This window comes from Flavobacterium daemonense (assembly GCF_007341385.1).
GTDB classification, from domain to species: domain Bacteria; phylum Bacteroidota; class Bacteroidia; order Flavobacteriales; family Flavobacteriaceae; genus Flavobacterium; species Flavobacterium daemonense.
Window position 1 is genome coordinate 1 of the sequence record NZ_VJYD01000016.1, and the last position, 25,228, is coordinate 25,228.

16 protein-coding genes are annotated in these 25,228 nt (G+C 36.4%); 4 read left to right on the top strand and 12 right to left on the bottom strand.

Annotated elements, in window-relative coordinates:
* From FND99_RS17300 to FND99_RS17310, 3 genes are all read left to right on the top strand, one after another.
* Nucleotides 1-7,044: T9SS type B sorting domain-containing protein (locus tag FND99_RS17300; protein WP_144339194.1), on the top strand; the 7,044-nt coding region annotated here is incomplete at its 5' end.
* 152 nt (nt 7,045-7,196) lie between these two features.
* Nucleotides 7,197-8,114, top strand: coding sequence for a PorP/SprF family type IX secretion system membrane protein (locus FND99_RS17305; RefSeq protein WP_144339195.1), 918 nt, complete (start codon nt 7,197-7,199; stop codon nt 8,112-8,114).
* Nucleotides 8,115-8,125: 11 nt separating this feature from the next.
* The gene (locus tag FND99_RS17310) at nt 8,126-10,066 is read left to right on the top strand and encodes an OmpA family protein (protein WP_144339196.1); all 1,941 of its coding nucleotides are present in this window, start codon (nt 8,126-8,128) and stop codon (nt 10,064-10,066) included.
* Nucleotides 10,067-10,196: 130 nt separating this feature from the next.
* Here the strand turns inward: FND99_RS17310 and FND99_RS17315 are convergent, their stop codons facing one another.
* The 6 genes from FND99_RS17315 to pyrR form a co-directional block, all read right to left on the bottom strand.
* A complete protein-coding gene (locus FND99_RS17315) occupies nt 10,197-10,703 on the bottom strand; it encodes a CAP domain-containing protein (RefSeq protein ID WP_144339197.1) in 507 nt (168 codons plus the stop codon).
* 175 nt (nt 10,704-10,878) lie between these two features.
* Complete coding sequence (pdxH, locus tag FND99_RS17320; RefSeq protein ID WP_144339198.1) at nt 10,879-11,523, bottom strand: pyridoxamine 5'-phosphate oxidase; 645 nt, start codon at nt 11,521-11,523, stop codon at nt 10,879-10,881.
* A gap of 183 nt (nt 11,524-11,706) precedes the next feature.
* Nucleotides 11,707-12,612, bottom strand: a complete 906-nt coding sequence (locus FND99_RS17325) for a ribonuclease Z (protein WP_144339199.1) — start codon at nt 12,610-12,612, stop codon at nt 11,707-11,709.
* 94 nt (nt 12,613-12,706) lie between these two features.
* Nucleotides 12,707-13,039, bottom strand: a complete 333-nt coding sequence (locus tag FND99_RS17330) for a ribonuclease Z (RefSeq protein ID WP_144339200.1) — start codon at nt 13,037-13,039, stop codon at nt 12,707-12,709.
* Nucleotides 13,040-13,254: 215 nt separating this feature from the next.
* Nucleotides 13,255-14,181 carry an aspartate carbamoyltransferase catalytic subunit gene (locus FND99_RS17335; protein ID WP_144339201.1) on the bottom strand — a complete coding sequence of 309 codons (927 nt, stop codon included), beginning with the start codon at nt 14,179-14,181 and terminating at the stop codon, nt 13,255-13,257.
* A 101-nt stretch (nt 14,182-14,282) separates the two neighbouring features.
* Nucleotides 14,283-14,822 carry a bifunctional pyr operon transcriptional regulator/uracil phosphoribosyltransferase PyrR gene (pyrR, locus tag FND99_RS17340; RefSeq protein WP_144339202.1) on the bottom strand — a complete coding sequence of 180 codons (540 nt, stop codon included), beginning with the start codon at nt 14,820-14,822 and terminating at the stop codon, nt 14,283-14,285.
* 167 nt (nt 14,823-14,989) lie between these two features.
* On the opposite strand from pyrR, the gene FND99_RS17345 reads away from it, so the two are divergent.
* Nucleotides 14,990-15,520, top strand: a complete 531-nt coding sequence (locus FND99_RS17345) for a hypothetical protein (RefSeq protein WP_144339203.1) — start codon at nt 14,990-14,992, stop codon at nt 15,518-15,520.
* Nucleotides 15,521-15,738: 218 nt separating this feature from the next.
* On the opposite strand, the gene FND99_RS20205 is transcribed toward FND99_RS17345, so the two are convergent.
* From FND99_RS20205 to FND99_RS17370, 6 genes are all read right to left on the bottom strand, one after another.
* Complete coding sequence (locus tag FND99_RS20205) at nt 15,739-15,900, bottom strand: hypothetical protein (protein ID WP_162615573.1); 162 nt, start codon at nt 15,898-15,900, stop codon at nt 15,739-15,741.
* Between the two features lie 284 nt (nt 15,901-16,184).
* Nucleotides 16,185-17,804 (bottom strand): ABC-F family ATP-binding cassette domain-containing protein, encoded by a 1,620-nt coding sequence (locus tag FND99_RS17350; RefSeq protein WP_144339204.1) that lies wholly within the window; start codon nt 17,802-17,804, stop codon nt 16,185-16,187.
* A 317-nt stretch (nt 17,805-18,121) separates the two neighbouring features.
* Nucleotides 18,122-18,895, bottom strand: coding sequence for a TlpA family protein disulfide reductase (locus FND99_RS17355; RefSeq protein ID WP_144339205.1), 774 nt, complete (start codon nt 18,893-18,895; stop codon nt 18,122-18,124).
* Nucleotides 18,896-19,347: 452 nt separating this feature from the next.
* Nucleotides 19,348-21,414 (bottom strand): beta-N-acetylhexosaminidase, encoded by a 2,067-nt coding sequence (locus FND99_RS17360; protein ID WP_144339206.1) that lies wholly within the window; start codon nt 21,412-21,414, stop codon nt 19,348-19,350.
* Between the two features lie 157 nt (nt 21,415-21,571).
* Nucleotides 21,572-23,512, bottom strand: a complete 1,941-nt coding sequence (nagB, locus tag FND99_RS17365; protein WP_144339207.1) for a glucosamine-6-phosphate deaminase — start codon at nt 23,510-23,512, stop codon at nt 21,572-21,574.
* A gap of 123 nt (nt 23,513-23,635) precedes the next feature.
* Nucleotides 23,636-25,222, bottom strand: a complete 1,587-nt coding sequence (locus FND99_RS17370; RefSeq protein ID WP_144339208.1) for a RagB/SusD family nutrient uptake outer membrane protein — start codon at nt 25,220-25,222, stop codon at nt 23,636-23,638.
* Nucleotides 25,223-25,228: the final 6 nt, after the last annotated feature.

Here is a 25,228-nt window from a genome sequence, read left to right on the forward strand (position 1 = left end):
GTGACTGCTGGAACGGTAAGCAACGCAATTGGAACTGTAAAATATTCTTGGAAAAATTCATCTAATGTTGAAGTTGGAACATCAGCTACAGTATCAAATCTTCCTACTGGAACTTATACTTTGACTGTAACTGACAATTGTTCAAGCCAATCTAATTCAGTTACTATCGGTCAGCCAACTGCGGCTTTAGCACTTGGCGCTTCATCTAAAACTGATGCTGCTTGTTATGGCGCAAGTTCAGGAAGCGTGACTGCTGGAACGGTAAGCAACGCAATTGGAACTGTAAAATATTCTTGGAAAAATTCATCTAATGTTGAAGTTGGGACAACAGCTACAGTATCGAATCTTCCTACTGGAACTTATACTTTGACTGTAACTGACAATTGTTCAAGCCAATCTAATTCAGTTACAATTGGACAGCCGACTGCAGCTTTAGCACTTGGTGCTTCATCAAAAACTGATGTAGCATGTTATGGAGCAAGCACAGGAAGCGTAACTGCTGGAACGGTAAGCAATGCAATTGGAACGGTAAAATACTTTTGGAAAAATTCTTCTAATGTTGAAGTTGGAACATCAGCAACAGTATCAAATCTTCCTTCTGGAACTTATACTTTGACTGTAACTGACAATTGTTCAAGCCAAACTAATTCGGTTACTATCAATCAGCCAAATGCGGCTTTAGTAGCTTCAATCAATACAAAAACTGATGTAGATTGTAAAGGAAATGCAACTGGTTCTGCCACAGCTTCGGCAACTGGAGGAACAGGAACTTATTCTTATTCTTGGAATACCGTTCCGGTACAAACTGCAGCAACAGCAATAAATTTAACTGCTGGAACTTATATGGTTACGGTTACAGATCAAAATAGCTGTTCAGATACAGAACAAATTACAATTATTGAACCTACATTAGTTTTAAGCTGTTCAGTAGTTCAAAATAAACCTGTAACATCAAACGGGTTGAGCAACGGAGAAGCAACTGTAACTCCAACTGGAGGAAACGGCGGTTTTACTTATTCTTGGGATAGTGGCGAAACAACTCAAAAAGCGACCAAATTAAATGCTGGTGTGCATACTGTAACAGTTACCGATTCTAAAGGTTGTAAAACAACTTGTACAGTTACCATCACACAGCCAGATCCATTGTCTTGCAGTGTTGTACAAAATGAGCCTGCTAAATGCTACGGCGACAACAACGGTAAAGCAACCGTAACTGCTGTGGGCGGAAACATTGGCTACACTTATCTTTGGGATAATGGCGAAACAACTGCTCAAGCAACAAGTCTTACTGCAGGAAACCATACTGTTACTGTTACTGATAATTTAGGTTATAAAACGACTTGCAACGTAACTATTGATCAGCCACAATCTGCATTGAGCTGTTCAGTGGTACAAAACAAACCTGTTTCATCAAACGGACTAAGCGACGGTGAAGCAACCGTAACAGCACTTGGCGGAAACGGCGGATTCATTTACGCTTGGGATAGCGGCGAAACTACTCAAAAAGCTGTAAAATTAAATGCTGGTGTGCATACTGTAACTGTAACCGATTCAAAAGGTTGCAAAACAACTTGTACTGTTACGATTACTGAACCAAATGTGTTATCATGCAGCATCACTCAGGATGCACCTGCTAAATGTTTTGGCGATAGCAACGGTAAAGCAACTGTGGTAGCTGTTGGCGGAAATGGCAACTATACTTACTTATGGGATAACGGAGAAACAACTGCACAGGCAACTGGTCTAAATGCAGGAAATCACACCGTAACTGTAACTGATAAACTAGGTTATAAAACAACTTGTAATGTAACAATCGGTCAGCCACAATTAGCGTTAAGCTGTTCAGTGGTTCAAGATAAACCTGTAACTTCAAACGGATTGAGCAACGGAGAAGCAACTGTAACTCCAGCTGGAGGAAACGGAGGTTATACTTATGCTTGGGATAGCGGAGAAACAACTCAAAAAGCGATCAAATTAAATGCTGGTCTGCATACTGTGACAGTTACTGATTCTAAAGGATGTACATCAACTTGTACTGTAACCATCACACAACCAGATGTTTTATCTTGTAGCGTAGTTCAGAATGAGCCTGCTAAATGTTTTGGAGACAGCAACGGTAAAGCAACTGTAACACCTGTTGGCGGAAACGGAAGTTATACCTACGCTTGGGACAACGGAGAATCAACTGCACAAGCAATCGCTTTGAACGCAGGAAATCATACTGTAACAGTTACAGATAAATTAGGTTACAAAACTACTTGTAGTGTAACTATCGGCCAGCCAGACGCTGCTTTAACTGCGACAAAATCACAAATTAATCCGGGTTGTGGAGGCGCTGCTACAGGATCAGCTACTGTTGTTGCTTCTGGCGGAACTTCACCATACACTTATTCTTGGAATACAAGTCCGGTTCAGACTTCAGCAACAGCAACTAATCTTGGTGCCGGAAATTATACTGTAATAATTACAGATGCTAAAGGATGTACACATAGTGAATCGTTCCAAATTATTGATGGAGATTCTGTACCGCCAGTAATTGATCCTTTACCTGTAACCTCAACAATCAATTGCCCAGCAGAACCTGTATTTGCACAAGCAACTGCAAGCGACTTAAACGGTACTATTTCTTCATTAACTTATGAAGATACAGTTACACCAGGCAATTGTGCGGGATCATACACTAAAACAAGAACTTGGACAGCCAAAGATGCTTGCGGAAATATTTCACTTCCAGTAAGCCAGACAATTATTGTACAGGATGTTACTGCTCCAACTTGGACTACACAAACTGCTTCTTTAAATAAAACTGTAGAATGTAGCGATCAGCAAGCTTTGGCATCGGCGCAAGCCTTATTCCCAGTGGCTACTGATGCTTGTGATACTGATGTTAAAGATATTGTAAAAGTTAGCGGACAGTTTGTAGCTTCTGAAGGATGTGCGAATGCTGGAACATATACTAATACTTGGACAGTAAAAGATGCTTGCGGAAATACTTCTCAACCTTTCACTCAAATAATTACAATTCAAGATACAACAGCTCCAACTTGGACTACACAAACTGCTTCTTTAAACAAAACTATCGAATGCAGCAACCAAGAAGCTTTGACATCTGCGCAAGCCTTATTCCCTGTAGCTTCAGATTTATGCGACAGCGATGTAAAAGATATTGTAAAAGTGAGCGGACAGTTTGTAGCTTCTGAAGGATGCTCAAATGCTGGAACATATACCAATACTTGGACAGTGAAAGATGCTTGCGGAAACACTTCTGAGCCTTTTACTCAAGTAATTACAATTCAAGATACTAAAGCTCCAACTTGGACTACTCTAGCTGCTTCTTTAAACAAAACTATCGAATGCAGTGACCAAGAAGCGTTAACATCGGCGCAAGCGTTATTCCCTGTAGCATCAGATTTATGCGATACTGATCTTAAAAACATCGAAAAAGTAAGCGGAAAATTTGTAGCTTCTGAAGGATGTTCAAACGCTGGAACGTATACCAATACTTGGACAGTAAAAGATAATTGTGGTAATACTTCTGATACATTCACTCAGGTGATTACTATTCAGGATACTACTGCTCCTGTCTTTAGCGGTGAACTTCCAAGCGACATTACAGTTTCATGCGACGCGGTTCCAGAACCAGCAAATGTTCAAGCGACTGATAATTGTGGTGGTGATTTGCCAATTGTTTTAGCAGAAACTAAAACCGATAGCAAAAACGAATGTGGAACTGAATATACTTTGACTCGTAAATGGACAACTAGCGATTGCTCAGGAAATACAGCTTCATTTACTCAAGTTATAACAGTTCGCGATACTACGCCACCAACAGGAACTGCTCCTGCAGATGTAGCTGGCTTACAAAATGCAGCGGATATTCCTGCCGGAAGCCCAGCTGATATTACAGATGCAAAAGACAACTGCGGTGGCAATGTAAAAATTACCGTTAGTGATGCAAATAACGGAGCAAATGGTTGCGATGGAAATGCCTACATCTTGACAAGAACGTATACATTAACAGACTGTGCAGGAAACAAAACAGAATTGGTACAAACCTTTACTGTTGACAATAAAGTTTCTGTATCTGGAGTTGCGACAAATGTAAGCTGTCTTGATGGAACTGATGGTTCGATTGCCGTGACAAGCAGTCCAGGCGCAACTGTTGTGATTACAAACGCAAATAACGAAGTGGTTGGAAATACTAATCTTCCTGCCGGAACTTATACGCTTACAGCTACTGCTCCAGTAAATGGCGAGGGTCAAACATGTACTGCGACAGCAACTGTAACAATTACACAGCCTACTTATAAAGTTAAAGTATCTGGACAAGTTATTAATTCTGACACAAATACTCCAATTGCAAATGTGCCAGTGACTTTAATACCTCAAGGTTCAACTCCGGGTTCTACTTTAATAAGAATTACGAATGCGAATGGTGAATACAGCTTTGCAGGCATACCAGCCGGAAGCTATTTAGTTCAGGTTCAAGATGCTAATTTGAATAGCGCTTATCAACTATATCCTTTAAATTCAAGTTTGTTCTTTACTACACTTGAAGATTGTAAATTCCAAGTTCATAATTTCTTGTACGGAAAATCAAACCTTCCTGTTTTAGGAGATTATGTTTGGTATGATGTCAACAGCAACGGAATTCAAGATGAATGGTATGATGCTAATAATGATGGCGTTGTAACTCAAAATATTCCAGACAGCAATGGCGCTATCGACTACAGCATGTGGGAATGGATTGACTTTAACGGAGACGGTAGCTATGTTGGACCTCAAAATGCTGGTGAGTTAAATGCTGGCGGATTTGGAAATGATAAAAGCTCAAATATTTTCGTTGATGGTCCGAATGGCTATCATGATGATGTTATTATCGGAATCCAAGGATACTGGAGAAACAGACCAGATATCGCAAATCCGTATGGCGAATATAAAGTGAAATTGGTTAGAGATGCTAATTTAGATGCAGTTGGTGCTGCTTTAGGAGCTACAGGATTAGTAAAAGTACTTCCATCTGCAACAGCTAAAACAGCTAAAAAAATAACATCTAAAACCGGAAAAATACAAATGCACACCGTTTGTACTACTACCAGCGCTGATGGTTATATCGTAAATGTTACACCAGAAGATTTGGTTCACTTAGATGTTGACTTTGGTGTAAATTGTAAAGATTACCAAGATATTGTTGCAAATGATGACAACGGAGGACCATTCCCAGGGGTTAATCATACTACAACAAATGTATTGAATGTATTGACAAATGATACAATTGAAGGTGTTCCTGTAACAGCTTCGGGTGTAGTGATAACAACGGTAACACCAAATGAATTCTTGCAATTGAATCCTGATGGAACATTAGACATTTTGCCAAATGCTCCGGTAGGCACATTGACAATGGTATATCAAATTTGTGAAGCCGATCAAACTTCAAATTGTGACACAGCTACTGTAACAATTACAATTGAAGCTCCAGTTATGAAAGTTACTGCAACATCAATTTGTGTGAACGATGTTCCGTATCTTGATTATTCAGCAACTCCTGAAAACTTTACTCCTGTAAATGGTGTAACGATTACATGGGCTGACAGCAACAATAATGTAATTACTACAATGACCAACTTACCGCTTAGCGGAAGAGTATTATGGCCAGGAGCTGTAGTAGATCAAGCTGGAAACGGTATTGACTGGCCAGGTTGGGTTTTCAAAGACAACAAATGGATTCAGGCTCCAGACGGATTTGAAAATCTTCGTCCAACAGCTACTGTTACAATCTCTGTTAATCCAAGTGAAACGATTGTTGTAAATTATCCGCCGGCTGATCCTTATTGCATCGCAAGACCAACATTTGCAATTGTTGCTAATGATGATGTTGCTGGGCCAATAAACGGCACAACTGGAGGAACAAACGTAATCAATGTTTATACTAATGATACTTTAAATGGTTCACCGGTTAACCCAAGCGATGTTACTTTGACTACAGTAACGCCTGATCCAAAAGGAGTCTTGACATTAAATCCTGACGGAACAATTACTGTAGCGCCAAATACTCCCGCTGGTACATACACTTTGACGTATCAAATTTGTGAAATAGCTGATTTTGGCAACTGTGATACAGCGATTGTTACAGTGACAGTTTCATCTTCTCCTATAATTGCAAATGATGACAGCTACACTAACATAGGTTGTAATCGATTTGGAGTGGTTGGAAATTTACTAAGTAATGATCTATTAAATGGTCTTCCAGTGACATTGCAGCTAGTAAACTTCAGTTTAGTACCGCAGAATACTGGTGTAAAATCAGATCCAAATATAACAGTAGATACTGCTGGTAATTTAACCGTAGGAAGCGCAACAGTTCCTGGCACTTATACTTTTACGTATCAAATTTGTGAAAAACTAAATCCAAATAACTGTGATACCGGAACTATAACTATAACTGTCATTCCAAATGGAGTTACAAATCTGTCAAGTAGTGCTTGTAATGATGATTCAACTTTAATTGACTTGCTTTCACTGCTTCCTGCAGAAACTCCAAGAAACGGTACTTGGGTTGATACAAACAACACGAGAGCATTGCAGGGAAGTGTTTTAAATGCATTTGGACTAGCACTTGGCACTTATGTATTTGAATACAAAATTGCCGATCAGGTTTGCCCTCGAAGTATAGTACTTAGCATGGAAATCAATGACGACTGTAAAGTGTTGCCATGCCAAAACATAGTGGTGCACAATGCTTTCTCTCCGAACGGAGACGGTATAAATGATTTATTTGTTATTGATGGTATAGACGACTTGACCTGTTATCCAGGCAATACAGTCGAGATCTATAATCGTTGGGGAATATTAGTCTTTGAAACCACAGACTATAACAATACAACGAATGCATTTGATGGAACTTCGAGAGGAAGAACTACTGTTAATAAATCTGAAGGATTGCCGACAGGAACTTATTTCTACATAGTTACTTACAAATCTTTAGACGGAAATAATGTAATTCAGTATAACAAAAAAGACGGATACCTATATCTTTCAAAATAAACCCAGACTGCAAAGGGCTGCTATAAATACTATAGCAGCCTGATACAGCAGAGCATATTAAAAATCCGGGAATAGAAAGAATAATATCGTGGATTTTTTTAGGGGATTTCATTAATAATTCAATAGGAAAATTGAAATAATAAATATCTACTATGAGAACAAAATTATTTTACTTCGTCATTCTGTTTGTAACTATTGCAGGTCACGCGCAGCAAGATGCTCAATATACGCAATACATGTACAACACTATAAACATAAATCCTGCCTATGCAGGTTCTCGTGGAGCCTTGAGTATTTTCGGTTTGTACCGTACACAATGGGTTGGTATGGATGGTGCGCCTGAAACAAGCAGTTTCTCAATAAATACACCAATCAACAACAGCAATCTCGGAATTGGAGGTTCTCTTGTAAATGATAAAATTGGCCCAACAAATGAAAACAATATTTCTGTTGATGTTTCGTACACTGTACAGACTTCGGCAAATTTCAAACTTTCATTTGGTATCAAAGGAACAGCCAATATCTTCAATTTGGATGTAAACAAACTGAATCCCGAAACAGCAGGTGACCCGCAATTTCAGGACTTGAACAATAAATTTTCGCCAAATGTAGGAGCCGGAGTTTATTGGCACTCAGATAAAGCATATGTTGGTTTTTCAATTCCAAATTTCATTGAAACAAATCGATATGATGCCAACGATATCGCCATTTTCAAAGACAAAATCAATTATTATTTAATGGCTGGTTATGTATTTGATCTTGACAAATACCAATACATTAAATTCAAACCAGCAGTACTTACAAAAATGGTCACAGGTGCGCCGTTGCAAGTAGATCTTTCTGCAAACTTCATGTTCTTTGACAAATTTGTTGCTGGTGTTGCTTATAGATGGAGTGCTTCATTGAGTGCTATGGTTGGTTTTCAAATCACAGATGGTCTTTATTTAGGTTATGGTTATGATCATGAAACCACACAACTGAACAATTATAATTCAGGATCACATGAGATCTTCCTGCGTTATGAATTCTTTACTAAAAATGGTAAAATAACAACTCCTCGTTTCTTCTAAAAATAAGTACTATGAAAAATTATATTTTCCTTTGCCTAACATTTGTAAGCGTTTTTTCATTGGACAGTTATTCACAGCAGTCAAAAGTAACTTCTGGGGACAAAAAATACAATAATTACGCTTATGTTGATGCAATAAAAACGTATGAAAAGGTAGCAGATAAAGGATATAAGTCTGAAGAAATGTTCAAGAAGCTTGGTAATTCCTATTACTTTAATTCAGATTTTGACGGAGCTGCTAAATGGTATGGCGAGCTATTTGCAATGAATTCAAGCATAGAACCTGAATATTATTACAGATACGCTCAGTCGCTAAAATCGATTGGAGAAACTGCCAAAGCAAATAAAATTCTAGATGAATTTGATGCAAAAAACAAAAACGACAACAGAGCAAAACTTTATAAAGAAGACGTAAACTATCTCGATCAGATCAAAGCAAATTCAGGCCGATACAAAATCGAAAATGCGGGAATCAACAGTAAATATTCTGATTATGGATCTTTTGTCTACAACAACAAATTATATTTTGCTTCGGCGAGAGATACAGGGAATTTTTCTCAGAGAAAACACAAATGGACTGGAGAGTATTTTACTAATATTTATAATGCCGATATTGATCCTGCAACCTACAGCCCAGGCAAAGTCAATAAATTTAAAAATGCTTTAAACAGCAAATTCAACGAAGCGACACCTGTTTTTACAAAAGATGGAAAAACGGCTTATTTTACCAGAAATAATTTTGTTGACGGAAAAAAAGGAAAAGATGCCGAAAAAGTTACTTTGGTAAAATTATACAAAGCCGCACTTGACAGCAAAGGGCAATGGACAAATATTACGGCGCTTCCTTTTACAAGTGATAATTACAGTACCGCGCATCCAGCATTAAGTCCCGATGGAAAAACGTTGTATTTCGCATCCGATATGCCGGGAACAGTAGGACAATCAGACATTTATAAAGTCAGCATCAATAGCGACGGAAGTTATGGAACTCCTGTAAATCTCGGAAAAAGCATTAATACAGAAGGAAAAGAAACTTTCCCGTTTGTAACCGATGACAATGAAATTTATTTTGCCTCTGATGGTCATCCCGGACTCGGCGGATTAGATGTCTTTGTTGGAGATCTTGACGACGACGGCACTGTAAGCAATATTCAGAATTTGGGCGCCGATGTGAATTCACCAAAAGATGACTTTGCCTACTTCATCGATCCGGTCAGTCGATTGGGGTATTTTAGTTCCAATAAAGACGGCGGTGAAGGCTCAGACGATATTTATAAATTCTTAGAAACAAGGCGATTAAAATGCATCCAAGAGTTGAGTGGTATTGTAACAGATGCCGAAACAAACGAAATCCTGCCGGGAGCAAAAGTCACATTGTACGAAGGTCAAGTTGCTAAAAGTACCACAACTGCAGATGACAAAGGATTCTATAAATTGCCAGTTGAGTGTAAAAAAACATACAATGTTCGTGCTGAAAAATTGGATTATGAAACCAAAGAAGTCAGCGTAACAATTGACAAAGTAAGCGGCAAAACCGACTTGCCGATTGCTTTAAACAAACGTATGTGTCGTGTAACTGTTGGCGATGATTTAGGAAAATGCTTTGGCATCAAAATGATTTATTTCGATTTGGATAAATCAAACATCAGACCTGAAGCTGCATTGGATTTAGAAAAAATACTTGCCGTATTAAACGATTATCCAGCAATGAAACTCGATATACGTTCGCACACAGACAGTCGTGCAACGCATCAATATAATGAAGCCTTGTCTGACCGTAGAGCAAAATCGACTATTCAGTGGTTGATTAAAAATGGCATCAAAGCCGATCGTTTAACCGGAAAAGGATATGGCGAAACACAGCTTGTCAACAAATGTTCAGACGGAGTTCCGTGTACTGAAGCAGAACATCAAATGAACAGACGAAGCGAATTTATTATTACAGCACTTTAGTTATTTTAGTTTATGTTTTTGGATAAAAAGCTGCCTAACTCAGGCAGCTTTTTTATATAAAAAAAAAATCGCTACAGCTAAAAAACTGCAACGATCGCTAAAAAACCAACCAGATTTTTTTTTAGTTAATTTATATTTTGACAAATATATTAGTGTAATATTTTTTACCTGTAGCGGCGTCAACAGTTACCGAAATTCCGAAATGAGTAAAATTTCCTTCAATGTTTTCTTTATGTCCCGGGCTGTCAAGCCATGCTTTAACAACGGCTTCAGAAGTTTTATAATTGTATGCGACATTCTCGCCTACTTTTTTTGCACCAAGGACTTTTTCAAGATTTTCAGAACGGGCTACAAAATCATTATGATCAACAACATTATTTTCGATCATATATTTGTTGTGTTCTTCACATTTGGCTGAAATATGATTAATTGGCTCTAAAGTATTTAGACCAATACTAACGCGGTAATCGTTAATCAATTTCATGGTTCCTAATTCTGAATCATTATACGTGTAGTTCGTAATCAGAATCTCATTTGAAGCACTGTTTGTTTCAGTTCCCTCTGCAGTGTCAGCAGAACATGCGTTCATTGCAAAAAGTATTGCAATGAACGTCATGATGCGCATTATCTTCTTCATAATCATACAGTAGTTTAATGCTTAAAGTAAATGTTGGGGCAAATCCTTTAAATCTTTATATTTGAATAAATTTGTTTTTGTTTTCTTAAGCCAAACCTATTCAAATTATCGTTAAACTACAAAATTAATCGACGAACTACATATAATTTTATTTTGAAATGTATTTTTCTTACAACTACGAAGATAATCGCTCAATCTTCCATGAAAAATCAGATTGACTTGTATATCGAATTCTGTCATGCAGGCGGTTAGGTCTTCCTTGCCAAAATTCTACTTGTAAAGGAGTCACTAAATAACCACCCCAATTTTCCGGTCTTGGAATCGCTTTTCCTTCAAATTCGGCTTCTAGTTTTTTTAAATTTTCTTCCAAAAAAGTTCTTGACGGAATCACCTCGCTTTGGTGCGAAACAATTGCGCCTAGCTTGCTTCCGTCTGGTCTTGAATCAAAATAGTTATCTGAGATAATTTCAGATGTTTTTTGTGCAATTCCTTTTATAATTACTTGGCGTTCCATTTCCTCCCAAAAAAACGACAAACAAATATTTGGATTCGCTTCAATTGCTTTTCCTTTTTCAGACTGGTAATTGGTGTAAAATATAAAACCTTCTTCAGAGAATTTCTTCAGCAAAACCACTCTGGATTTTGGAAAACCGTCTAAACCAATGGTCGAAACGGTCATCGCATTTACTTCACCGCTTCCACCAAAATCCTCTACTTCATGAAACCATCTATTAAAAAGATTAATCGGATCTTCCGGAATATTAGTTTCCAGTAATTCACTTTTTTCGTAGGATTTTCTATAATTGCTTAAATCGTTCATGATTTATTATTTTAGATTGTTGATTTTAGATTTTAGATTTTTTGTTTCAGGTTTCATGTTCTAGGTTTGTCAGGCTGAGCGAAGTCGAAGCCCCCTCGTACTACAAAAGCCCTTCTCCCGAGGCTTGGGGATCGCTCAGGGTGATAAACCTTAGCATCTCAGAACCTTAGCCTCTTAGCCCCTTTAAAAACTAAAAGAAACCCCATCATCGCCTAAAAGTACATTCGGGAACACTTCTTGAGCTTCTTCTTTAAAACGTTCAATCCCGTCATATCTTGTTGAATAATGCCCCAAAATCAATTGTTTTACATTTGCTTTTAATGCAATTCGTGCTGCTTCTTTTGCCGTTGAATGCAATGTTTTTTGCGCCAAAGGAGCTTCCGATTCTAAAAAAGTAGATTCGTGGTACAAAACATCAAGATCTTTTATTATCGGAATAATAGCTTCGTGATAAACCGTGTCTGAACAAAAAGCATATTTCATTGTTGGCGCCGGATCAAAAGATAGTTTTTCGTTCTCAATTACGGTTCCGTTATCAAGGGTAATATCACTTCCGTTTTTTATTTTCTGATAATAAGCAACGTGAATATCGTATTTCTGAACCGCTTCAACATTCAATTTTCGTTCATCTGGTTTTTCTTCAAAAAGATAACCATTTGTGTAAACGCGATGTTTCAGCGGAATCGTTTTTACAATAACCCGTTTATCTTCAAAAATAACTTCACTTTCCTTCGACTCCAGTTCATGGAAAAACAAATTATAAGTTGTCCAAGATTCTGTCAGTTTTAATTGAAGCAGAATAAGTTCTTTGATTCCTTTTGGCCCGTAAATATGTAAATCGGTAGTTCTTCCTAAAAGCGAAAAAGTCGAAATTGTTCCAATCAATCCAAACAAATGATCGCCATGAAGATGCGAAATAAAAATGTGGTTGATTTTAGAAAATTTTATTTTATTCTTCCGAAGCTGTACCTGAGTTCCTTCGCCGCAGTCAATTAAAAACAATCTGTTTTTGATTTCTAAAACCTGCGAAGTCGGATTAGTAATTGTTCTAGGAGTTGCGGCATAACAGCCAAGTATCGTTAGTTTCAATTTGTTTATTTGTTTAATCGGCAAATCGTTTAATCGGCTAAAATCAAATCAAAACGATTAAACAGTTAAACGAATAAACAATTAAACCTAATTTTTAAAAACCGAGGTCTCTTTCAATTTCTTCCATTTCGATAATATCGTGCGCTTCTAAAAGAGAAGGAACCACAACCAATTTATCTGAAATCGCATTAAAATCAAGATCTGAAGCCACAATTACAAATGATTTTTTGGCTTTTTTCTGTTGTTTTGAAAGCGGTAAAAAAAGCTTCAAATCATCTTCAGTCAGAGCTGTATCAGATGAAAGATCGATTATAATATTATGTTTTTCAAAAGTCTTAATTTGTTGCGTCACTTTTTCCAAGAACGAATTAACATCTCCTTGAGTATCCTTAATGGTAACGGTATGTCCTTTTTGATCTACTTTCATTATATAATTTATGCGCTAATATTTTTCTATGAGCTAAGTTACGAAGTTTTTTTTTAGTGTTGTTTCAGGTTTTACGTTTCATGTTTGTCAGGCTGAGCGATCCCGAAGCATCGGGAGAAGCCCACGTTTGCAAAGTACATTTTGTTTTAAAAAGCACTTCGACTTCGCTCAGTGTGACAACTCGATATTCACGTTCCAAAACTTGAAACTTGAAACTACTGTATCTTAGAAGCCAGCAAATAAATAACTGCCATTCTAATCGCAACACCATTCTCCACCTGATTCAAAATCACTGAATGATCCGAATCAGCCACTTCAGAAGTTATCTCTACTCCTCTATTGATTGGTCCTGGGTGCATGATTATGATTTCTTTTCCTAGCGAATCCAAAAGCAGTTTGTCCACTCCATATTGTTGTGCGTACTCACGCGTTGATGGGAAAAAGTTCACATCCATACGTTCGTTTTGTACCCGAAGCATATTGGCAACGTCGCACCATTCTAAAGCTTTTCTTAAATTCGGCTCAACCGTAACTCCAAGCGATTCAATATATCTCGGAATCAATGTTTTTGGTCCGCACACTTTAACTTCTGCGCCTTGCATCTGCAAAGCATATATATTTGAAAGCGCTACACGTGAGTGCAAAATATCGCCTACAATAACTACTTTTTTTCCAGCTACATCACCCAATTTTTCTCTGATCGAATAACTGTCCAATAGAGCTTGAGTTGGATGTTCGTGCGCTCCATCTCCGGCGTTTACGATGCTGGCTTTGACGTTTTTAGATAAAAAATAAGCCGCTCCGGGATTAGAGTGGCGCATTACAACCATATCCACTTTCATCGAAAGGATATTGTTTACAGTATCAATCAGCGTTTCTCCTTTTTTAACCGATGATTGCGCTGCAGAAAAACTGATCACATCAGCAGATAAACGTTTCTGCGCTAATTCAAAAGAGAGTTTGGTTCTGGTACTGTTTTCGAAGAAAATATTGGCAATGGTAATATCTCGTAATGAAGGAACTTTTTTAATTGGTCGATTAATGACTTCTTTAAAATGATCTGCCGTTTCAAAAATCAGGTTAATATCATTCTCGTTGATATATTTTATTCCTAATAAATGATTTACGCTTAATTCTTTCATTTTTTATTGTTTAATTGTTTTTTTACTGTTTAATCGTTTATTTGTTTAATCGTTTAATCGTTTTTCTTCCGATTAAACAATTAACCGGTTAACCGATTAAACTAATTCGTCACTAAGTGAACCACATCTTCACCATCATTTTCTTTCCAGCTTACAATCACTTTTTCGCCGTTGATTGCATCTACCTGACGGCCACGGTAATCGGGCTGAATTGGTAAATGTCGGCTGAAACGTCTGTCAATTAAAACCAATAATTCAATTTCTGAAGGTCTTCCAAAAGATTGAATGGCAGTTAGCGCCGAACGAATGCTTCTTCCGGTAAACAAAACGTCATCGATAAAAATGACTTTTTTATTTTCGACTATAAAATTGATTTGGGTTTTATTTGCTTCAAGCGGTTTATCGGTTCTTCGGAAATCATCTCTAAAAAAAGTAATATCCAAGCAACCCAAAGAGATTTCGGGCGTATTATACTCGCTTTCTAAAATTTGTTTTAAACGCTCTGCCAAAAAAACACCTCTCGGCTGAATTCCAATTAAAATTGTTTCTGAAAAATCAAGATGTTTTTCGATTAACTGACAAGCCAAACGATGGAGTATGATAGTAACTTCTTTTGAATTAAGTAATACTTTTTGGCTCATAAGTAATTGTAATGTTTGGTTGGGCAAATATACGAAATCAGAATTTATTTGTTGGGGTGTTGAGTAGGGAAATATTTTTATTGAAATAAATCCTATTTCACAAAATCATTCTTAACTAAATATCATATTTTAGCTAAAGAAAATTCTTAACCTTATTTACTCAAATAGTGCCTAAAAAGAAATCTATTCGCAGATCAATTCCATTAGATCAGCCAAACACCAAACAGAAACCAAAAATTATCAAATTTATCATCATATGTATTTTTATCTGTTTTGGTATATATTTTATTGTATGGAACTCTAAACAAATAAACTTAGAAGGCGTTTGGACTCCAACCAAAATTGTCATCGATGGCAAAAACTTCATGACAGATAATGTTTTAAATGATTTTGAAGGAGCAAATCAAATTATAATTAACAATTGGAGTAACTCTATAGACATTTCAACATTTGACATAGACACAAGTGCACAATTTAGTATAGAGAAAGACAACAAGGACAATACTGAAATTATATTAACTTCGAAAGAAAAAGCTTTAAACGGAGACTTTGAAATGAAAATAGACACTATCGATTTAGGACCTCAAGAATACCTTGTTAAAGTGGAGCTTCATTCAAAAAAAAACTATATAAATTTTCAAAAAAGAGTTATAGTACCGCCCTGGAAACCCGAACCTCCAAGAAGAGGTCAAGTTTAACCAAAAACATCAATAGAATTTATGGATAAATACCAAGAAACTTTTGAAACGTGGAATAAAATTGTAAATCTCTATGAATCCGGCCTTAAAATATAGATCGAGTTACTGACTCTTTTTTTAATTTCGTCGAAATTAGATTTATCTCAAAATCCTAAAACATTTCTCAAAAATTCTATAACACATTTCCCTGATTCTTAGAGTAATTTTATTTATGAAATTTAAAAACTCAGAATCATGCAAAATAAAATACTAAGATTGTTAATGGTATTTGTAATACTGTTTTCATTTACAAGCTGCGAAGTTATTGGAGACATTTTTAAAGCCGGAATGGGATTCGGGATATTTATTGTAATTTTTATAGTTGCGATAATAATATTCATTTTCGCTAAAATATTCGGCAGTAAATAGTAGTAAAATAAACAATAAAAAAAATCCCAAATTCCAATTTAAAACTTGGTGTTTGGGATTTTTTTTTATCAATATAGAATAAAGTCCAATCTTCATCGAGCTTCTTGCGAAGATTTGCTTCGCCTATTCGCTATCGCTCGAGTCTCCTTCGTCGAAATGACAAAAATGCACAAATCAACTTTATGATTTATCTTTTATCAAAGTTTCCTTGTTCAAAAATTGGAATTTGGAATTTTTAAAATTGGAATTTAAAAATTTAAAGATTGTACATCTTTTTTCTTTGTTCCTGAATTTTTTCATCATCAAGATATTCATCAAATGTCATGTAACGATCGATAACGCCGTTTGGTGTCAATTCTACAATTCGGTTACCAACAGTTTGCGCGAACTCGTGGTCATGCGTTGTGAAGATTACAGAACCTTTAAAGTTTTTCAATGAGTTGTTGAAAGCTGTAATCGACTCCAAATCTAAGTGGTTTGTTGGTTCGTCAAGCATCAAGATATTAGCGCGCTCCATCATCATTCTAGACAACATACAACGCACTTTTTCTCCTCCAGACAAAACTCTAGACGTTTTAAGAGCTTCTTCTCCTGAGAAAATCATTTTTCCAAGGAAACCTCTAATAAATACCTCGTCACGCTCTTCTTCAGTTTTTGCGTATTGACGAAGCCAATCTACTAAAGTCAAATCATTTTCGAAAAACGCATGATTTTCAGCAGGAAGATACGCTTGGTTTGTTGTAATTCCCCAATCAAAAGTTCCCGAATCCGCTTTTTGATTTCCGTTTAAGATTTCGTAGAAAGCTGTTGTTGCACGTGAATCTTTAGAGAAAAGAACGATTTTATCGCCTTTTGCCATATTCAAATCAACATCTTTAAATAAAACTTCACCCTCAACAGAAGCTGATAAGTTTTCAACGTTCAAAATCTGATCTCCAGCTTCACGATCCTGATCAAAAATAATCGCAGGATAACGACGGCTTGAAGGTTTGATTTCGGCAATATTCAATTTCGAAATCATTTTTTTACGAGAAGTTGCTTGTTTCGATTTCGCCACGTTTGCACTAAAACGACGAATAAATTCTTCAAGCTCTTGTTTCTTCTCTTCTGCTTTTTTGTTTTGCTGTGCACGTTGTTTTGCCGCTAATTGGCTAGACTCGTACCAGAAAGTATAGTTTCCTGAATAGTGATTGATTTTCCCGAAATCAATATCAGAAATATGTGTACAAACCGCATCTAAAAAGTGACGGTCGTGAGATACTACGATTACAGTATTTTCATAGTTTGCCAAGAAATTCTCTAACCAAGCGATTGTCTCGAAATCCAAATCGTTGGTAGGCTCATCCATAATAAGCAAATCAGGATTCCCGAAAAGCGCCTGCGCCAAAAGCACACGAACTTTCATTTTTCCTTCCATGTCGCCCATCAACGTATAATGGTCTGCTTCTGAGATTCCTAAGTTAGACAACATTGCTGCAGCATCAGAATCAGCGTTCCATCCGTTCATTTCTTCGAATTGAACTTGAAGCTCCCCTATTCTATCAGCGTTTTTATCGTTGTAGTCCAAATAAAGTTCATCCATTTCTTTTTTAACAGCGTACAAAACTTTATTTCCCATTAAAACCGTTTCCAAAACAGTATGCTCATCGAACATGTTGTGGTTCTGGTTCAAAACCGACATACGCTTTCCTGGTTCTAAATGGATATGTCCAGAAGTTGGGTCGATATCACCCGAAATAACTTTTAAGAAAGTTGATTTTCCAGCACCATTGGCCCCAATAACGCCGTAAATATTTCCGTGAGTGAAAGTTGTATTTACTTCGTCAAACAAAATTCGTTTGCCAAATTGAACTGATAAATTATTGACTGTTAACATGAATGTCTTTTTAATTAATTTGGTGCAAAAGTAGTGAAAAAGGTTCAGAGTTGCAAAGGTGCAAAGGGACTAAGGTTTTTTATTCGAACGAATATTTCTTGCGGAGTCGCAAAGGCGCTAAGTTTTGTTTTTACGTTGACAATCATACACAATCTTGTCATTTCGACGAAGGAGACCCGAGCGAAAGCGAATAGGCGAAGCAAATCTCCGCAAGAAACTCCGCTCCTATTGTCGCCAATCTTTGTCGAGCTACTTGCGAAGATTTCTCCTTCGTCGAAATGACAAAAATGAGATTACTTTGCGTGATTAATCAAAACCTACAACTTACTCTCCTTCTCCAAAGCAACCTCAAGGCTTTCATAATTAGAAACTACTTTTTTGATTATCCCTTCTTTATCTAGAATAAAATGAGTCGGAAAAGCATTCAAATCAAGCTTTTCGTTCATGTAAGTTTTCATATTCGGAATAACTGAATACGAAAGCGGTTTTCTTGCTAAAAAAACTTGCAACTGTTCTGGTGTGTCTTCGGCAAGGCTTACAAAAGCAATATCTTGTCGATCTTTGTATTTTAAAACCAATGCATTGACTAGCGGAAATTCTTTGATACACGCAGCACAATGAATGTACCAGCATTTTATCACGATGATTTTGCCTTTCATTGATTCATTCGAAATTATTCTTCCATCTAAATCTTTAAAGGAGAATTCCGGAAAAGGCTTCCCTTCCATTTCATAGTTTTTCAAGGCATCAAAACCAATTTGATTAATAGTTGCTTTGATACTTGTATCTGTTTTTGGCAGAATTTTGAATAGTTTATAAACATATTCATTAGTTTCCGATTTTAAACGAATTGGGATGAAATTGCCGTTCGCCAATTGATCAAAAAAAGTCTTTTTTGAAATTTCTTTAGAAGAACAATCTAGTGCCGTAAAATCTCTAGAAAGCATTATTTTTTTGCTTTGATAAACAGACCACTCAGTAAAGTTTTTTTGTATTTGAAGCGGATCAACTTCTGGGTTTCCAAATTTGTTTTGACTGAAGGAAGAAGCAAAAATTAAAAATGTGATTATAATAGTGAATAATTTTTTCATGGAGTTTTTAGGCAATAATTCTAAAAATCAAAAGTACTAATTTCTTTTTAACTGCAATGTCATTGCGAGGAACGAAGCAATCTCACTAACAATTGATTCAGCAAGTGCGATTGCTTCGTTCCTCGCAATGACATACTATGAGGCTACTTTACATTTCAGACATAAAAAAACCTGGTAATAGAGATTTACCAGGTTTTATGATGCGCTCCTTTGAGAGAAAACCAAATAACAAATCACTCAAATTTGATCATCATTTGAAATAAAATCTTAGATTAAAAAATAAATAACCAAACTCAATTTTAACCATCCCAATATTCTATTTCTATTTATTTTTGATGGAATCAGCGCTTTATTTTGTCATAATTATCTCTGCCGAAAATTTCCAGCAGAGATAAATTAAATTACTGCTAATAAGGGCAACAAAATAAACAATACTAATTCAAACCTAATTTTTATATTAATTTCTTCAAGCCTGCATAAACCGCCAGCTCGACATCTGCGTAATCTTTTGTATTGCAATCTTCAATCAATTTTTTCAACTCTTCCGATTTCAAAGTCGATTTGTTATCCAAAACCAACAAAACTTGTTCTGAAGCATCGCTTAATTTTTTTGCCAAAGGAAGAAATGGCTGCACTAATGGCGCATTTGCACTTAATTCATTTAATCCTTTATGAACTGTAATCCATTTTGTTAAAAACGACTGCACTTTTGCTTTGTTTTCAGGCGTTTTGTTTGCAACATATTGTGTCACTGCGTCGTTAAAAGTCAGCGCATCTTTTGCGTCTGCTGTACATGCGTCTGCAAAAAGCGTCAATGGCGAGTACATTTGATATTCCGTTCCGCCTTTGTTGCGCGTGTATCCTTTTAATGGTTCACAAACATTTGAAAATTCATTTAAAGCGCTGATATCTTGATTGTTTGAAATATTTCTTAAGATCACCGCTTTATTGCGAATATGCGTCAAACCAAGTTCTTCTAATCTAAACGAAACCACATCAAGACGTTTTCGCATATTTGCCACATCTTTAACATCTTCTGCCGACCAAAGCCTTTCTGCAATTGCCGCCGTTCTTGGCCAAACTCTTGAATCTATAGTTGTTGGAGATGCAAGCTCTGTCCACATGGTCGCTTCGCCACCAAGAATTCTCGCTTTTTCTTCCGCGGTTAATTCAGCGCCTTTTGGCATTGGATCATTCAAATAATGCGTTTCAACCGGATACATCAAATCGATGTAAAAGCCGTTTGACAAAACAGTTTTATAACCTTTTTTTACTGCATCAACTAATGATTGTCCTGCCGCCATTCCTTCGTTTGCACCTCTCCAAGAATGCACAATGGCATCTTTTGAAAGATCTTTAGTCATAATTTCTTCCCACCCCATCAATTGTTTGCCATGTTTTTTAAGCATTGGAGCCAATTGCATGGTAAAATACGTTTGTAATTCGTGGTTTGTTTTTAAATTATGCTTCTTTTTAAACTCTTGAATCTTCGGATTTGCATCCCAGTCTTTCCCTTCGTTTTCATCTCCCCCGATATGAAAATACGCTCCCGGAAATAACGGGCAAACCTCATCAAAAAGTTCGCTTAAAATTTGGTACGTTTTAGGATTTGAAGGATCTAATGTTGGCGAAAAAATCCCAGCATTTCTTTCAATTCCATAGGTCGCAATTGCGGTTCCCTGAATATTTTTTTCAGAAGTTCCACCTGTCAGCGTAATCACTTTGCTTCCAATTTCTGGATAAGCCGTCAAAATCGCAGATCCGTGACCCGGAACATCTATTTCTGGAACGATCAAAATACCGCGCTCATCAGCATATTTTACGATATTTTTAATTTCCTCTTGTGTGTAATACAATCCATCTGAAGCTACTTCAATTAGTTTTGGATGTTTTTTCATTTCGATTCTCCAGCCTTGATCATCAACCAAATGCCAGTGAAAAACATTCATTTTCATTGCTGCCAGTCCGTCGATATTTCTTTTGATGACATCAATTGGCTGAAAATGTCTTGAAGCATCAATCATTAATCCTCTCCAAGTAAATCTTGGAAAATCTGAAATTTGCGAATTCGGAAAATAAAATGACGAATTATTGTTCTGCAATAACTGCAATAAAGTTTCAAGACCATGAAGCGCTCCTAAATCACTTGTTGCGTTTATTGTAATCTTATTTTGTTTTACATCTAAATGATAGCTTTCATCTTCATATAGACCAATTTTTCCGCTTTTAGTACAGTTTATCTGCAATTCTGCATTTGGAACTTCATTTAATTTTGTAATAAAACCTTGCTGAAAAAATAGACCAGTCCTGCCATCTAAGCGACGCAAAAAACGAGTTACTCCGCCAAAAATTCTTGGATTCGGATTTCCGGTAATGTTTACTTTAAAACTTTTAGTCAAAGCAAAATTCCCATCATTTAAAACAATACTCTGAGGCCAAGGCATAAGATTTAGCTGCTCCTTTTGAATTTGAGCATTAGATGTCAAACCTGCAAATAGTAGGACTAATAAATACTTCATTTTAATTTTTTTGAAATGATGTTTCCTTGCAGAAACATTAATAAATGATAAAAGAAACAAAACTCAGAATGGTTGCTTTTGAACCACACTAATCGCTATGAAACCAATCTGAATTTTGTAATTTGATTCGCTCTAGAGATGAATCTTAAATTTTATTTTAGTAATCAAAACGCTTAAAAGCTTCGATTGCTTCATACTCTGCCAAACCTAATTCATCGTAAAGAATTGCAGTGTTTTTGTTTCGGTCTTCGGCTCTAACCCAGAATTCTCTGGAGTCATTTCCTTGGAACATAACTCGGTCTTTTTGAGACTGGTGATACAAAATTGCGTGGCGTTTCAATAATACTTCTGAAGGAGAAAGCGGTACAGCCATGTCAATTTCATTAATATCCCATTCTTGCCATGCACCTCTGTACAACCATAACCAGCAGTCATCCATGTATTTTTCAGGCTTAAGTTCTTTCAAGGCTGCAAAAATCGCATTCAAACAAACCTCATGCGTTCCGTGCGGATCTGCAAGATCTCCGGCTGCAAAGACTTGATGTGGTTTTATTTTGGCAATAATATTTTTTACAATTTCGATATCTTCCTGGCCAAGCGGATTCTTTTTTACCTGTCCTGTTTCGTAAAACGGAAGATCTAAAAAGTGTGTATTTTCATCCTTAAGTCCGATGTATCTTGTTGCAGCATAAGACTCCCTTCTTCTAATTAATCCTTTTAGTTTTCGAACTTCCAAAGAATCAATCTGATTTTCAGATTTGTTGTTTAAAAACTTGATAACCGATTTGAAGTTTATGTCTTTTGGAAGATTTTCTCCCGCAAAATCGTTGCAGACTTCGGCAAATTTCAATGCTTCGTCATCTGTAACAGCAATATTTCCGGAGGTTTGATATACAACATGCACATCATGACCTTGTTTTATCAATTTTGAAAAAGTTCCCCCCATCGAAATCACGTCATCATCTGGATGCGGACTGAAAAGGATAACTCGTTTTTTTGCAGGATTGGCTCTTTCTGGACGATGTGAATCGTCTGTATTTGGCTTTCCGCCTGGCCATCCTGTAATTGTATGCTGTAAGATATTGAACATATTAATGTTCAAATCGTAAGCAGAACCTTCTTGTGCCAAAAGATCAGACATTCCGTTATTGTTGTAATCACGGTCAGTCAATTTTAAAATAGATTGTTTTGTTTTTTGGCATAACCAAACAATCGCTTTGCTTTTTAATTCTTGAGTCCAAATGCATTCTCCAACAAGCCAAGGCGTTTTGAATCTTGTCAATTCAGAAGCTGCTGACTGGTCTAAAACGAAAGTCGCATTAGGATGATTTTGTAAAAATGTTGCAGGAACCTCAGAACTGATATCGCCTTGAATGGTTCTTTTAATAATATCAGCTTTGTTTTGTCCCCAAGCCATCAAAACGATTCTTTTAGATCGCATAATGGTTGAAACTCCCATTGTAATAGCGCGTTTTGGAACATTATCAATACCATTAAAATCAGAAGAAGCATCGACTCTTGTGATATGGTCTAAGGTAATGATTCTAGTTCCAGAATTGATGTGAGAACCTGGTTCGTTGAAACCAACGTGACCTGTACGCCCAATTCCTAATAACTGAAAATCAAGTCCGCCGGCTTGCTTAATATTCATTTCGTAGTCGATGCAGTATTGATTCAATTCATCAATAGCAACGGTACCATCTGGAATATTAACATTTTCAGGTTTAATGTCAATATGATTAAAAAGATGCTGATGCATGAAATAGTGATAGCTCTGATTGTTTTCTTTCGACATAGGATAATATTCATCCAAATTGAAAGTGATTACATTGGTAAAACTTAGGCCTTCTTCCTTGTGCATTCTCACTAGTTCCTCGTATACTTTTATTGGAGAAGAACCTGTTGCCAAACCTAGTACGCAAGTTTTATTTTTTTCTTGTTTAGATCTGATTAACTGAGCAATTTCCTGTGCTACAATTACTGATGCTTCGGCTGAACTTTTGAAGATTTCATTATGAATTTTCTCAAATCTAGTTTCTTCAAATTTACCGGCGCTTTTATAGCTGATGTCAGGTTTAATTTCTAAAGCACTTTTCATTTTTTTTCTTTTTTTGGTATGTACAATTTTGGTTATTGAAATGGTATAAGTAACTCTCATTACTTATACCATTTGCAATTACTAACCAAACTTAAATTCTTTTAATCTTAAGGTCTTTTTTTTTTAGAAATTAGGACCTGTAGTATCCCACCAAAGTCTTGTTCCTCCATTGTCAGGTCCTCCTAATGCTGCTACTCCTGTTGCAACACCGCCAGGATTTCCAGCTTTTTCAGATTGAGGGAAATTTACTCTACGTACTCCTGAAGCTGTAGTAATTGCTCCACCACTTGTATTATAAACTATTCTGAATAATTTAGGATATCCAGTTCTTCTATACTCAGACCAAGCTTCCTGGCCTTCTGGGAAGTTAGCAATCCATTTTTGAGTAATAATTTTTTGTAATTTAACTTCATTACCTAAAGCTTCACTCCAAGCAACCGTTACATTATTTACTGCTGTTGCATTATTAGTTGCGTCTTTAACATCAACAAAGTCTTTAGCCATTTTTACGTTATCAGCTATGTAAGCAGCAGCTCCTGGAGAACCGTGTTGCGCAAATGAAGTTGTTATACCTGTTTCATATAAATTTTGAGCAGTACCACCCATATTCCAACCTCTTAATGCTCCTTCAGCTCTCAAGAAATAAACCTCAGCTGTAGTCATCAACACTTTTTCACTTGATCCAACAACAGCACCAATTTCAGACATACCAGTACGATCAGATTTAGCAACTATATTGATACCTGTACGTATACCTCTGTATTGCCCAGGGAAATCAGCTGATTCATTAAAATAGTTAGAAAGTCTTGGATCATTATATCCACCCATGATAGACTCCATATCTGCTGACATTCTAATATCACCCCATGCATTAGTAATAGTTAAAATTGGATCAATGTAATTAGGAATAATAACTTTAGCGATATCTGCATTTGTAGTCAAAACTCCAAAAGGATGATTAACTGCTTTTTCAGCTTGAGTTTTAGCTAATGTTGGATTAACTTTAACAATTCTCATTGCTAAACGCAAACGTAATGAATTAGCATATTTAACCCATTGTTTGTAATCACCGCCGTAAGCAGTCATATCTATAGGTGCAAAAAGCGATTTGTTACCAGCGTTTACACTTGAAGTTAATGCATCAACAGCAGAATCTAATTCAGCAAACATTTTAGTGTATACGTCTTGTTGTGAATCGTAAGGAACAGTAAGTTCTGTACTTCCAAATTTAGAATATACTACTGGTCCGAAAACATCAGTTAACCTATTTACTGTTTCAACTTTTAAGATTAAAGAAACAGCATAAAACTCAGGGAATTTCTGTAAATCTTTAGTTCTTTGCTCCACTTTAAGTGAATTTGCCATTACATCAACATAAGGTAAATCCCATATGTAAGTATTCCAACCATCCACAAGGTTATAATTAGAGTTATCTCCTGACAACCCTTTAAATGGAGTTGGTGTTGCCATATAACCTGACCAGATATCAGCACTTAAGTTTTGCTGCAACTGGTATTTCCAATGTAATGTATTAAAAATCCCTGTGAACATACTCGTAAAAGGAGATCTAATATCATTAAAATCTTGAGTAAGCTGCTGGTTAGTAAACCCCGTTGGATTTGTATTAATATCGTTGAAATCGCTTGTACAACTAACTGCTGCAAACAATGAAGCACAGATAGCAGTTGTTTTTATTTTATTTAGTATCATGATGAT